Genomic DNA, 12329 nt, shown 5'->3' with positions numbered 1-12329 from the left:
CGGTCCTTCAGCGCGGCATAAGCCGCAGCCCTTTGGCCGTGACGTGCAGGAGCCTCCGGGAATAGTAGCGAATGCGCCAGCGCCAGTCCGAACGATAATCCTGGATTACCTCCGGGTTGATCCAGACCAGCTTGCGAAGGAGATACCCTGCCTTAGAAAACGGCCCCTGCATCACGGCCAGATGCAGCCTGGACCTCTCTGCGTCATCCTCGGCGCCCATTCCTCCGGAGAGAAAGCGCTGGGCCAGCCGTGCAGCCTCTCCGCGCATCAGGCGATGGCGTTGCAAGGCGCTTTCAAGGGGCTGTGGCAATGGGATACGGAAAAGTTCCTGGGCCAGACCTGTGCCCAGAAGCACAACATTTGTGCAGCAATAGGTCCGGGCATGGTCCATCAGCGCCTGCGCATCCAGAGCATGGGCGTAAGTCCGCAGAAACTGCACTATGTCACAGATCCACTTCAGGCGGTCCCAGCTATGTTTTGTGCCGTGCCCGCACAGGGCAAGAAACTCATCCTCGGGCTGGAGACAGAGAAGATGACCGTGTGCCTCCAAAGGCTGGGCACGCACGATCAGGTCCGGCGCATTCAGCCTTTTTAGCAGAAAATACTCCGGGAGTACGGCATCATGGAGTTCGACGGCGGTACGTGTTTCCGGATGGAAAAGCCTGGCTTCATGCTGGGCCTGATGCCAGCGGGACAACTGCTCAGCCGTCCAGCGGGAAGCGCCGTGAACATAGCCCATCTGCAAGAATGCTTCGAGCACCCTTTTAAAGTCATTCGGGTGGGCCAGAAAATCCAGATCGCAGGACTCTCGCCAGGCGTTGTTTCCGTAGAGCCGCTTTCCCATGATCGGCCCCTTCCAGGAAACCAGGCGGAGCCCCCGCGCGGTCATCCATTGGTGGATGCGAAGCTGCGCCCCTAGCAGATGCAGAGAGCGCTGGGCGTTCAGAGTGTAGTAGCGGTGCAGTCTTTGGCGGACCTCCGCGGGTACGGCCTCCTGTTCTCTGAGAGAAAGATGGACGAGTGGCACAACTCCATGCCATCCTGCGAGCTCCAGGAACCGCTCCCAGTCGCAGGGCCGTTCGAGCAACAGGCATACGTCTTCTTGTGGCGAAAGGCCCAAAGCAGTCTGGACGCAGGCAAGCAGAAGACGGCACTCATCGAGAGGCATGGCGCAGACCTCTATGCGGCGTCCACGTACTGGATCAGACCTTTTTCTGCCAGCCTGTGCAGGAGGTCTTCCAGGTCCTGTTCAAGGACAGCGGGATCCACGCGATATTCCTCCAGCAACATCCGATGGACCTCCAGCGGGGTATGTCCGGCGGCCAGCAGCGCCCAGATGCGGCTGGCAACCGGGGTCAATCCAAAGAACAAGCCACTGTCCATATTCAGCAGAATGGTTTCGTTTTCGAGTGACTGGGAAAGGACCCCTTCCGGGACCTTGATCTTTGCGGTTGCGAGCATAAATCTCTGACCTCAGGCGTTTGAAATAGCGTGACCACAGGATTCCCGGCGCTGGTTTTCCGCGTACCAAAGGCGTGCGGCCACCAGAAGGGCCTTCGAGTCTGCCTCATTCATGCGCTCATGGAGCGTGGCCACCAGTTCCGGCGTGTCGCAGATGTCAATGCAGAGGTCGCAGATACTGGAGTACTGGCGCCGAGGATGAAAATGGTCCTTCATCGCTGGCGTGTCCTTCAGAATTTCGTGGAGGCCATAAGGGCCGACCAACGCAAGCGCCTCAAAGATAGGATCTGCTGTAGCGCGGGCGAAGATGGTGTCCAGATCTTCCCGGTTGGTGTTGCCCAGGATGAGCGGAGACGAGGGAAGACTGAACCTTCCCGGACCGCAGCAGGCATATACATTGCCGTCCGGCTCAATGGCGGGTGAGTAGACCACGCTGCACCGCCCGCGGGGCAGTCCGTCATATTGATAAAACTGTTCTTTGGGCAGCTTTTTTGCCGCTCCAAGCTGGATCAGTTTGACCGGCTGATAGTGGATCGGGATGCCGGCAAAGACCTTTTCCTGCTCCTGATAATTGCAGGTGGCGGGAATGACGCTGCGCACAAGGACCTGCAGGCCGCATTCATTTGCCAGCGAAGCGAGCAGCAGGGGCTGTTCTCGCGGGGCGCCGGCCTCATGGTACTCGTCCCAACTGATGCACAGAGAGTTCAAACCTGCTTCCTTCAACAGAGAAACCCGTTCGCGGGCAATTTCGGCCTTGTCCACGCGCACCCACCCTGCTCCGGAGACCATGGTGATCTTCAGGCCCAGGGCTTTGGCCTGCCGGACAAGGTCCAACACTTCGTTGAAGTAAAGAAATGGCTCTCCGCCTGTGAAGCAGACGGTATCGCTGTATTTAGGAATGACCCGCAGATAGCCTTCGGCAACCTCTTTTTTCATCTTGCCCTGGGCCTTCGGCGACGATTCAACGATGCAGTGCGCACAGGTAAGCGGGCAGGTCATGGTGTAAAGGAGTCCGACTACCTCATAGCGGATCAATGCGCAGCTCCTTTCAGGCCAAGGTCCTGGCAGACGTGCTGGTAGACTTCCGGAAGCCGATCGAGCGCTCTGGGCACACGCAAGACCCGGACAGGCACGGTGGTAGAGAGCCGGGTCAGGTCCTCGAAACGCCTCTGCAGAATGGGCCGGAAGGAAGGGACCTTCGGATTGGCCAGGGTGCACTGGCTGTATTCCAGAAGCACAGAGGCCGCAGCTATTCCCCGCAACTCTTCCACCATCACCGGGCCTTCCGCCGGGGCAGGCTGCAACAGATAGAGGGCCCGCAACGGGCGTGGCTCAGGGGAAAAGCCAGCTACAAATCTCCCCAGGTCCTCTGTGTCCCTGCCCGGACGGTAATAGGGGATCGCCGGAGCCACGGCCCCCTCTTTGTCCCGGACCAGGGCGAGATGTTCATCCGTACATAGCTGATGACCATAGGAGAGAAAATGGCCCACTAAAGTGGATTTACCAACGCCGGATTCAGCAAGAAAGCCCACGACAGAATCATCCATGACGACCGCACCTGCATGGAGCAGGTCCACCCGACCGCTCAGCAGTAGAAAGACAGGCAAAGCGTGTTGCAGGATCCAGTAGCGGACGACCGTGTCGCTCGCCTCCGGTGTTGCAACGCAGGAGAGGACATCGTGCTTCCACTCCAGGTGGAACTGCAACAGGCCCTCAATCTGCAGATAAACATCGTGGCCCTGAGCAAAAGTCTCAATGTCTCTGGCCTGCGCACGGTGTGTGCGGATCTTTGCGACCCTAGGAACAGGAAGCTCGGCGACCCGAGAAAACTGTAGGGACACTACCACCGGTGCACTCTCCGCCGTTGGCAGTGGCCCTAGGTCGAAATCGCTTTCTATGCACGAACCAAAGGCTAGATAGCGCATTCTGCAAGCACAGCTTCAGCAAAAACAGAAGTTAGACGAGTGTAACGGCCACGGACAGACTGGACTGCTCCGGCTCAGGAAAACCGTGCACTCCAAAGGGCCAGCTGGCTTTGGTCACCTGTGCTACAGAGCCGTATTCCACAATTTCAGGTCTGGCGTATGGCTTACCGAGGTCTGTTTCAGAGGAGCCGGGAATATATGAAGAGACAGTATGCATACATCCTCCTTTCTTCAGGTGAGGTCAAGGTTACCTCAGCCAGGTTACTTATCGCAACAAAAAAGTAATACGAAACTCATTTTTATTACTCTGGTAACAAAAACTCTAGCGAAAGCAGGATTTTTTTGTTGGAGATACGTTTTTTCTTGACTTCCACAGATTGCAAAGGGTAATAAGCATGGTGGCGAAAGTAACTAAATATAATATTACTAAAATTGGTTACCTAGCTTGCCCGTCCCTACATCGCAAGAAAGGAGGAAATGTCCATGCTGCCCATCGTTGTTAGCCTTGCGCTGCTTGGCGTCACTCTGCTGACCCTGACCATTGCTTAATGATTGCTTTCCAATGTTCTTCCGGTTCGGTTTGCGGTGAAGTTGATTTTCCTTTGCAAAAAGGGAGAAAGGAGGAGAATACGATGACGCCTATCGTTATCACTCTTACGCTGCTCGGAATCACTCTTCTGACCCTGACCCTCTAGGACTCAGGACCCATTTCTGTGGAGTTGTGCAGACCGACTTCACCGCGCTGCCGGATTTTCCTCGGGAGGGCAAGGGGGCCAGGCTGCCCGGCATGGTCAGCTTGACTGCTTCCCGAAGTGCTTCCATTGGACCATGGACCCCGAGGAAGAGGGCCGGTCAAGAGACGACCCCAGTGCTGTAAGACCGAAAAATTCCTGTTTCAGGAAGAAAGGAGAAAAAGCCATGCTGACTGGTTTACTGCCCATCGTGCTGAACCTCTCGCTGCTGGGAATCCACCTGCTGACCATTTCTCTTCTGTAGAAAAAATAGGAAGAGAGAGCCAGCTCCCTCTCGAAAAGACAGAACGAGAGGAAATCATCACGCAGTCTTTGCCTTTTCCCATCCCACCTTCTCTATTTGGTGCTGATGTGGAACTTTCGGCCATGCCTTTGGTTCCCCCCGGTGAGTTCAAGATCCTTGTGAAGGCCTGTTTTCTCATGGAGAGAGACAGGCCTTTCTTTTGTCCTGCTTATATCCAGCAGGCCGGCGTCCTGCTCATTCTTTCCGGCCGGTTTTGATTGCTGCACGGGCGGTCTGCTATCTTCATCCGTTCGCCATTTGTGGAAGGTGTGGAGATTTGATGATGGAAGATGCAGTGATTGTCTCAGCAGTGCGCACGCCGGTTGGAAAGTTTCAGGGTGCGTTATCGGGCCTCTCCGCAACGCAACTGGGGGCAATTGCTGTGCGCGAAGCTGTAAAGCGCGCAAAAATAGACCCTGCGCAGGTGGAGGAGTGCATCATGGGCAACGTGGTTTCCGCGGGACTGGGACAAAACCCGGCGCGGCAGGCGGCGCTCTTTGGCGGACTACCCTCCTCGGTAGGAGCATTGACCATCAACAAGGTCTGCGGCTCTGGCTTAAAGGCGGTGGCCCTGGCGGTACAGGCGATTCAGACGGCAAATGCAGAGATTGTGGTCGCCGGCGGAATGGAGTCGATGACGAATGCGCCCTATCTTTTACCGCAGGCGCGCGCTGGCTTCCGCATGGGCGATGGCAGGGTCGTGGATGCCATGATTCACGATGGTCTGTGGGACGTTTATAACAACTACCACATGGGCCAGACGGCGGAGAATGTAGCGGAGAAATACGGAATCAGCCGGGAAGAGCAGGATGCTTATGCGCTGCACTCGCACCGTAAGGCGGCACAGGCCTGGAAGGAAGGTCGCTTTCGCCCGGAGGTGGTTGCTGTGGAGCTGCCGGCGAAGAAGAAAGATGGAACATCTACGGTCTTTGAACGGGACGAGTCGGTGCGGGAGGATGCAAGCATTGAGGCACTGCGTGCGCTCAAGCCGGCCTTCAGGAAAGATGGTACGGTGACTGCAGGAAATGCTCCCGGAGTGAATGACGCTGCGGCGGCCCTGGTCGTCATGTCGGCGGCCAGGGCACAGGCCCTTGGGCTGGAACCGATGGTCCGCATCCGCGCGCAGGCCACCAGTGGGGTCGAACCGCAGTGGGTGATGATGGCTCCGGTAAGCGGCGTGCGGAAGGTGCTTGCCAAAGCAGGCTGGAGCATGGAGAGTGTCGACCTCTTTGAGCTGAACGAGGCCTTTGCCGTGCAGGCCATTGCCGTCACCCGCGAACTGGGAATACCGGACAGCAAAGTGAACGTCAACGGCGGCTCGGTGGCCATCGGACATCCGATCGGGGCCAGCGGCGCGCGCATTCTGGTGACGTTGATTTATGAGATGGCCCGGCGCGGCGCGCGTCGGGGCGTGGCGGCCCTTTGCCTGGGTGGGGGAAATTCCGTCGCCCTCGCCGTTGAGCTGTAGGAGAAAGTGGGAAAGCCCAAAAAGGTAAATCGCACAAAGACCGTCTGGATGGGTTAGATAGGCCCATCCAGACGGGGCTTATTCAACGACCATGGAGCGCAGACGTTGCAGTGCTCGCGAATAACGCATTTTTGCGGCACTGAGTCCAATGTGTAATGCTGAAGCGATTTCTTCAAATGAAAGATCGCCAAAGATGCGCAACGTAACCACGATCCGTTCGGATTCATCGAGTTTTGCCATCAGGCGCTCTGCATCAACGCGCGAGGATACCTCACTTTCGAGGCGTTGCTTGCCGGGAAGGCAATCGGAAGGAGACAAGTCTGTAACTCCCTCTCGCTTTTGTTTACGGCAATGGTCGATGCAGCGATTAGCGGCAATGCGCCAGAGCCAGGTGGAAAAAGAGGACTCCTCGCGAAAACGGGGCAATTCAAAGAAGAGCTTGAGCATGATATCCTGCGCCAAGTCTTCCGCGTCATGAAGGTTATGGACCCAGTATCGGCAAGCGGCCTGCAAACGAGATGCATAGCGATACATAAGCTGTTCAAAGGCCGCTGTCCGGTACGGGAGTTCCTGCTGCGCCTGTCTTACGAGTATCAGGTCATCAGGTCCGTCGTTCATAGTTTCTGACTGGCAGATTCGATCCTGTCGCTCCCAATGACCAAGTGGTCGGCGATGAGCCGCGAATTGGGTAATGACAGAAGGCGGCCATCCGAAAGCCGTAAAGTGGTTTTCACGGTTCCTACTTCGACCACTGTGCCGTGATGATTCTCCCACTCGATGGGATCACCGCTGTGGATTAAATCACGGAGATACACGCCTGAAACCATCTCGCCAGATAAGGAACGTGTCCCCAAACCAAGGGACAAGGCGATGGACAAACCGAGGGCAAGAAGAATGACAACAATGACTTCATGCAGAAGTGCGATGCGGAGCCCCACCTGGTCAATTGCGATCAAGACTACGACAGAGATGAGGATGCCTTCTGTAATGCGCTGCAATGTAGAAGCATATTCCACCCCAGCCCGGTCTGCGATGTTACGCACACCACTTGCCAGCCAGCGAGATACTACCAGTCCTAGAATAAGCAACAGAAGGGCCGCAGCGAGTCGAGGGAAGAAAAGTAGGATCTCAGTCACAGCTGCTGATGCAGTTGTCAGTCCCAGTGCATCCACGGCTGATAGAGTAAAGGCAAGAAATACAAAGGCAAAGGCAAGGCCGCCAAGAAGATCAGACGAATGGCGTCGTGTGCCAGCCCGCTCCAGCATTTCTTGAATCCCGGCCCGTTGAGCCAGGGTGTCAAACCCCAATCGGTGCAAAAAGCGCTGTACGATCCAGCCGGTTAGTTTGCCAAGCAAATATCCCAGAAGGAGAAGGACAAGTGCGCCCAGCAGATTTGGGGCAATTGCCGCGAAACGGTCACCGAGAGCCACAATTGGGTCGGAAAGATAATGCCAAGCCTGGTTGGTTGTTTGCATAGAAGTTAATTCCTCCTGAAGGTGTTTTGGACTGCGAGATGACGGTGAAGTCGCGAGATCATTGGCGCAAACAAGGCAAGAAGCGCAAGCCAGATGCGGCCAAATATCAGCGAGAGAACGTTACGAACCCCAAGATACCGATGTGCCCTGTGGACAGTAGACTGTATCAGCGATTCAGCATTTGCCTCGAACGTGTGTCCTGGATCTAACAGTCTGCGTAAGTGATCTTCATTGAAAGGCTGAGAGGCCATGCGTCCTTCCTTTCCGGAGATTCTGGGCAGTGCGAAACTGTCCACAGTCATTTCCGGTAGTTGTGAATTGTCCGCCAGTAGGACGACTGGCTTCGTTATCCAGTCACAAAAAAAAATCATGGCGTGGGCCGGTTTTAAGGTCAGCAGAAGGCTGAAGAATTCGACTGGTGGATGAACAGGTATGCGAGGACAGAAAAGGTACCGCTTCCAAGAAACGGGAGACGGTATCCTGAGCTATGTCTCTCCGCAAGCTGCTGGCCTATGGTGCAATTTATGTTCTCTGGGGCGGTTCCTTTCTGGCGATTCGCATCCTTGTCGCCCATGTGCCGCCGTTCTTCGCTGCCGGGTCCCGAATGACTCTGGCCGGGCTGGTGCTGGTGGCCTACAGCCATCTGCGAGGAGCAGCGCAATACCCGAAGTACTCCATCCGCAACGCCAGCGCACTCGGTTTCCTGATGTTCACCGTCATGTATGCGGCCCTGTTCTGGGGAGAAGTTCGGGTCTCCTCCGGAATTGCTGCTGTCATCTCGGCAATGATTCCGGTATGGATCTTTGCCGGAGAGGTGGTCCTTTTGCGCACGCAGAAGGTGACGGTGCCCTCGATTGCTGGCATTCTGCTGGGGTTTGCCGGAGTGGTTGTTCTGGCTGGCGGATCGCGCACGGCATCGGCGGGCCGCGCCTCTGCTCTGGCCATCGCTGTCATGGCCGGAGGGACGCTTTGCTGGGCAGGCGGCACGCTGTGGTCGCGCCGGCTTGCTCTGCCAAAACCACCGACCGCAAGTGCAGGATGGCAGATGGCTACCGGCGGGGCCTTGCTTCTGCTCCTCTCAGTCGCCATAGGAGAGATGCGCCATGTACCCGGAGCAGAGGTCCTTCTCCGCGTCAGGATACTGGCCTGCATGGCCTATCTGGTGATTGCCGCTTCTATTCTGGCGTATACCGCCTATGTGTGGCTGATTGAGCATGAACCGGCCTCCCGCGTGGCCAGCTATGCCTATGTCAATCCGGTGATTGCACTCATTGCTGGCGCTTTGCTGGCCGACGAACGCCTGTCAGCGCTTCAGCTTCTGGGTGTGCTGCTGGTGCTGGCAGGCGTCCTTGTCACGCTCAGAGCAAGGCGTCCTGTACCGGACACAAGGACAGTGTCGCGAAAAATGATGGCGTGAGGTCCGCTGCTTCCAGTAGTACTGGATAGGTGCAGAACGATGATCGTGCTGGGTCCGCTGGGTGGACGCGATACCGCGACTTTGCGGGGACTTCCGTGAGAACAGTCGGCTTTGGTGCAGCCATGTGCGGGCTATTGGCTGCATTCTTTTGTGCGCTTTCGGTATTGTCCCAGAGCCGCACCGCACCGCCCGACGGATCAGGGGCCGAAGACCGCGCTGATTCGATAGCAGTGATGCAGCGCATTGCCGGGCCTGTGCTCACAGCCCTCAGCGAGAACAGGCTCAAGCAGACCATGCCAGTCGAAGGCCCGGCGGACCGCGCCACCTATACACATCTTGAGGCCCTGGGTCGTCTGCTGGCGGGAATGGCCCCATGGCTCGAACTGGGACCGGATGATACCGCCGAGGGGAAGTTGCGGGCGCATGACATCCGGCTCGCAGTCGAGGGAATTTCCCATGCCGTGGACCCTGCCTCACCTGACGCGATGAACTTTGACAACGGCCAGCAGCCTTTAGTGGACGCAGCCTTTCTTGCACTGGCCCTTCTGCGCGCGCCCAGGCAGTTGTGGGGGAACCTGAGCGATGGCGACAAGGCACATCTCATCACGGCACTCAAAAAGACGCGCACGATCCATCCTTATGAGAGCAACTGGCTGCTCTTTAGCGCAACGATCGAAGCGGCGCTCTGGGAATTCACCGGAGAGTGTAACCAGAACGCCATCGAATACGCCGTCCACAAGCATATGGAGTGGTATAAGGGCGATGGCGTGTATGGTGATGGCGCGCATTTCCATTGGGACTACTACAACAGCTATGTCATCCATCCCATGTTGCTCGCGGTATTGCGCATCTGTGCGGAAAAGCAGCACCCGCTGGGCAGGCTCTATCCGGTGGAGCTCGAACGGGCGCAGCGCTATGCGGTCATTCAGGAACGTTTGATTGCTCCCGATGCTACCTTTCCAGTGATGGGACGCTCCAGCGCTTATCGTTTCGGTGCATTCCAGACACTCTCAGAAATGGCTTTGCTCCACCAGCTCCCTGCCCCGCTGGATCCCGGAGCGGTGCGTTCGGCGCTGACCGCTGTGGTCCGCAGGATGATCGAAGCGCCGGGCACATTTGATGCGCACGGGTGGCTCCAGATCGGGGCGGTTGGCCACCAGCCGGAATTGGGCGAAAAATATATCTCTACGGGAAGCCTTTATCTGTGTATGGTGGGACTGCTCCATCTCGGCCTGCCTCCCACCGACCCCTTCTGGACGGCGCCAGCCCGCCCATGGACACAGAAGCGGATCTGGTCTGGAGAGGACGTGCCGGCGGACCATGCAATGACCGATGGGCCTACTGCAGTCCCTTAGGGACCTTGGTCGGGAGACGTCCTGGACAGGACGGAGGAGAAGGGAGGATTTTTAGGGACGGACCAGGAGTGCCGTCTCCACACGCAAGCGGTCCCGTATGCCCTCCAGCATGGCCGCGACCAGCGCCAGGGGCAGACCGACCACATTGAAATAGCAGCCATGGATGCGCGGAATCCAAGCTGCGGCCCGCCCCTGGATGCCATAAGCGCCGGCCTTGTCCATCGGCTCTCCCGTTTCGATATAGGCGGCAATTTCCTTGTCTGAGAGCGTCTGCATTGTCACATACGTCAGCTCGGAGGCGACTTCTGCTCCCAGACGTGAAACCAGGGCAACGCCAGTCACGACCGCATGGGTTGCACCGGAAAGCGCGCGCAACATGCGGGCAGCATCCTGGGCATCAAGAGGTTTGCCCAGGACCTCCCCGGACGGTGAAATGACGACCGTATCTGCACCCAGCACGAGCAGAGGGTCCTCTGGGGTCTCGGTGGCAGCTTGATCGTTAAACACAGCGTCGGCCTTTTCGCGGGCCAGGCGCATGGCGAAAGCAATCGGGTTTTCTCCGGGCTGCATTTCCTCCGGTATGGCGGAGGGACGTACGGTAAACGAAAAGCCGGCCTGCGCCAGCAGTTCACGGCGGCGCGGCGATGCAGAAGCAAGAACAAGCATGTTTTTAGCTTAAGAGATTGTGCGGCCATCTGGCATCACTGTAAAAATGCTCCCCACACCGCATCGACGAGAGCATGAGTGATGGCTGAGGCTGGAATGCGGCGTCTGGCCCGCCAGGCGCGTCCATAAAACACACCGGCCAGTGCTGCCAGCAGGACATAGCGCCAGTTGAAGTGAGCCGCGCGTTTGTTGAAGTGGGACAGTCCGAATAGTGCTGCCGTCAGCATCAGCGCCGTTGTTCGTCCGGTCCTGCGCTCCAGCAGGTTCTGGATCCAGCCGCGAAAGAAGATCTCTTCCGGGAGAGCAATCAGAAGGTAGGTGTAGATGCAGGCGAGGGGGAGTAGCCAGGGACGTTCTGGTTGACGATGCAGGTGCAGGAAGCCGATGGCCAGCCCCATGAGGATGGCCATCGGTGCGTAGAAGCAAAATTCCCGGATACCGGTCTTCCAGTCTGAAAGCCGCCAGCGCAGATCAAGACCAGTACCATGCAGGCAACGGACAAGATGGAAGCCATAAAGGCCGGCATCCAGCAGGAGCAGCTTATTCATGGCGACAAGCCGGGGCGGCCATGCGGCTTCAAACCAGCGCAGGTCGGCGGCCAGCCCCAGAGAGAGAAGCACGGTAGCATCCAGCCAGTGCCCTTTCTGCTCGGGATCCAGATGCGCAGCAAGTGCCAGAAGGAGCCCAACGGCGACGGGCAGTTCTGTATAGAGCAGGAACCACCAGATATGAAAGCAGTGCCGCGGCAGGGTGACCAGCAGATAGGGTAGGACAAACACCGCCGGGAACAGCAGACGAGCCAGCGGAGGAAGCTGCCGGACAAAGCGTCGCATCCCATTTTGCCAGAGGCCCATGCCCAAAAGGGGGACCAGCGCCAGCCCGGCAGCCATGACCGTCCATGCGTCCACGTGCTCAAGTATAGAATCAGCTGCATGAAGGCCCTCTCTGCCCGGGCAGCTGTGCTGCGCCTGCAATGGATGACGCTGGCCTGGATGATCCTTGAATTTGGTATGGCCCTGGCCTCTGGCCTGAAGGCGAAAAGCATCGCGCTGCTGGCCTTTGGGGGCGACAGCGCCATCGAGCTCTTATCGGCGGCCATCGTTCTGCGCCGCTTCTATCTGGGAGAACATGAGGAGGACCGGACAGCACGGCGGGCCGCAGCCCTTCTCTCTCTGCTGGCGGTCTTTATCGTGGTCAGTTCTATGGCTGCCCTGGCTGGAGTCGTTCCCCACGCTCGGCCTTCCTGGGCAGGAATGGCCCTGCTGGCTGCTTCTGCCGCAGTCATGCCCTGGCTGGGCCGTAAAAAGCGTGCTCTTGCTGCAAAAGCAGGGAGTGCTTCCCTGCGGGCCGATGCTGCGCAGAGCTCGGTATGTGGATCTCTGGCATGGATTGCCCTGGCTGGTTTGGTCCTGAATGCCCTTTGGGGCCTGGCCTGGGCCGACTCCGCCGCGGCGCTTCTGCTGGTGCCTCTGGTACTCGTTGAGGCCAGGGAGACGCGCCGGGGAAAGTGCTGCTGCGGATAAGGGC

Annotated in this window: 13 protein-coding genes; 4 read left to right on the top strand and 9 right to left on the bottom strand. The window is 57.8% G+C overall.

All coding sequences use genetic code 11. The annotated features are described in order from the left end of the window. Positions 1–7: 7 nt before the first annotated feature. From N655_RS0105920 to N655_RS0105900, 5 genes are all read right to left on the bottom strand, one after another. Entirely contained in the window at positions 8–1168 is a 1161-nt protein-coding gene (locus N655_RS0105920; protein ID WP_026442242.1) for a nucleotidyltransferase domain-containing protein, read from the bottom strand. An 11-nt stretch (positions 1169–1179) separates the two neighbouring features. After that, positions 1180–1461: a PqqD family protein gene (locus N655_RS0105915; RefSeq protein ID WP_026442241.1), complete on the bottom strand. Its 282-nt coding sequence runs from the start codon at positions 1459–1461 to the stop codon at positions 1180–1182. 12 nt (positions 1462–1473) lie between these two features. Further along, entirely contained in the window at positions 1474–2496 is a 1023-nt protein-coding gene (locus N655_RS0105910) for a radical SAM protein (RefSeq protein WP_026442240.1), read from the bottom strand. Further along, positions 2493–3308, bottom strand: coding sequence for a hypothetical protein (locus N655_RS0105905; protein WP_155987521.1), 816 nt, complete (start codon positions 3306–3308; stop codon positions 2493–2495). The genes N655_RS0105910 and N655_RS0105905 overlap by 4 nt, the downstream gene beginning before the upstream one ends. A 109-nt stretch (positions 3309–3417) precedes the next feature. Beyond that, on the bottom strand, positions 3418–3603 hold the full coding sequence (locus N655_RS0105900; protein WP_026442238.1) for a hypothetical protein: 186 nt from the start codon (positions 3601–3603) through the stop codon (positions 3418–3420). A 1098-nt stretch (positions 3604–4701) separates the two neighbouring features. Here N655_RS0105900 and N655_RS0105885 point away from each other — a divergent pair. Further along, entirely contained in the window at positions 4702–5889 is a 1188-nt protein-coding gene (locus tag N655_RS0105885; protein WP_490327958.1) for an acetyl-CoA C-acetyltransferase, read from the top strand. Between the two features lie 78 nt (positions 5890–5967). Here N655_RS0105885 and N655_RS0105880 read toward each other — a convergent pair whose 3' ends face one another. Next, positions 5968–6507 carry an RNA polymerase sigma factor gene (locus tag N655_RS0105880; protein WP_026442235.1) on the bottom strand — a complete coding sequence of 180 codons (540 nt, stop codon included), beginning with the start codon at positions 6505–6507 and terminating at the stop codon, positions 5968–5970. Further along, on the bottom strand, positions 6504–7364 hold the full coding sequence (locus tag N655_RS0105875; protein WP_026442234.1) for a mechanosensitive ion channel family protein: 861 nt from the start codon (positions 7362–7364) through the stop codon (positions 6504–6506). Before N655_RS0105875 ends, N655_RS0105880 begins: the two co-directional genes overlap by 4 nt. Before the next feature lie 487 nt (positions 7365–7851). Between N655_RS0105875 and N655_RS17575 the strand changes: the two genes are divergently transcribed. Beyond that, on the top strand, positions 7852–8781 hold the full coding sequence (locus tag N655_RS17575; protein WP_049961282.1) for an EamA family transporter: 930 nt from the start codon (positions 7852–7854) through the stop codon (positions 8779–8781). A gap of 95 nt (positions 8782–8876) precedes the next feature. After that, a complete protein-coding gene (locus tag N655_RS0105860) occupies positions 8877–10136 on the top strand; it encodes a DUF2264 domain-containing protein (RefSeq protein ID WP_202900320.1) in 1260 nt (419 codons plus the stop codon). Positions 10137–10187: 51 nt separating this feature from the next. On the opposite strand, the gene N655_RS17570 is transcribed toward N655_RS0105860, so the two are convergent. Both N655_RS17570 and N655_RS0105850 read right to left on the bottom strand, forming a co-directional pair. Further along, entirely contained in the window at positions 10188–10802 is a 615-nt protein-coding gene (locus N655_RS17570) for a Maf family protein (RefSeq protein ID WP_044934073.1), read from the bottom strand. Positions 10803–10837: 35 nt separating this feature from the next. Then, positions 10838–11710: a CPBP family intramembrane glutamic endopeptidase gene (locus N655_RS0105850; protein WP_155987520.1), complete on the bottom strand. Its 873-nt coding sequence runs from the start codon at positions 11708–11710 to the stop codon at positions 10838–10840. A 24-nt stretch (positions 11711–11734) separates the two neighbouring features. Here N655_RS0105850 and N655_RS0105845 point away from each other — a divergent pair, with 24 nt between their 5' ends. After that, complete coding sequence (locus N655_RS0105845) at positions 11735–12325, top strand: cation diffusion facilitator family transporter (protein ID WP_026443858.1); 591 nt, start codon at positions 11735–11737, stop codon at positions 12323–12325. The last annotated feature ends 4 nt before the right edge of the window (positions 12326–12329 follow it).

It is taken from the genome of Pseudacidobacterium ailaaui, from assembly GCF_000688455.1.
Taxonomy (GTDB): domain Bacteria; phylum Acidobacteriota; class Terriglobia; order Terriglobales; family Acidobacteriaceae; genus Pseudacidobacterium; species Pseudacidobacterium ailaaui.
The sequence above is the reverse complement of the archived record's forward strand: the minus strand, read 5'-3'. Positions and strand labels throughout refer to the sequence as shown.

Excerpts from the sequence above, each read along its gene's own strand:
- N655_RS0105875 (WP_026442234.1), bottom strand. The coding sequence starts at position 7,364 with ATGCAAACAACCAACCAGGCTTGGCATTATCTTTCCGACCCAATTGTG.
- N655_RS0105900 (WP_026442238.1), bottom strand. The coding sequence starts at position 3,603 with ATGCATACTGTCTCTTCATATATTCCCGGCTCCTCTGAAACAGACCTC.
- N655_RS0105920 (WP_026442242.1), bottom strand. The coding sequence starts at position 1,168 with ATGCCTCTCGATGAGTGCCGTCTTCTGCTTGCCTGCGTCCAGACTGCT.
- N655_RS0105885 (WP_490327958.1), top strand. The coding sequence starts at position 4,702 with ATGATGGAAGATGCAGTGATTGTCTCAGCAGTGCGCACGCCGGTTGGA.
- N655_RS17575 (WP_049961282.1), top strand. The coding sequence starts at position 7,852 with ATGTCTCTCCGCAAGCTGCTGGCCTATGGTGCAATTTATGTTCTCTGG.
- N655_RS0105915 (WP_026442241.1), bottom strand. The coding sequence starts at position 1,461 with ATGCTCGCAACCGCAAAGATCAAGGTCCCGGAAGGGGTCCTTTCCCAG.
- N655_RS0105880 (WP_026442235.1), bottom strand. The coding sequence starts at position 6,507 with ATGAACGACGGACCTGATGACCTGATACTCGTAAGACAGGCGCAGCAG.
- N655_RS0105845 (WP_026443858.1), top strand. The coding sequence starts at position 11,735 with ATGAAGGCCCTCTCTGCCCGGGCAGCTGTGCTGCGCCTGCAATGGATG.
- N655_RS17570 (WP_044934073.1), bottom strand. The coding sequence starts at position 10,802 with ATGCTTGTTCTTGCTTCTGCATCGCCGCGCCGCCGTGAACTGCTGGCG.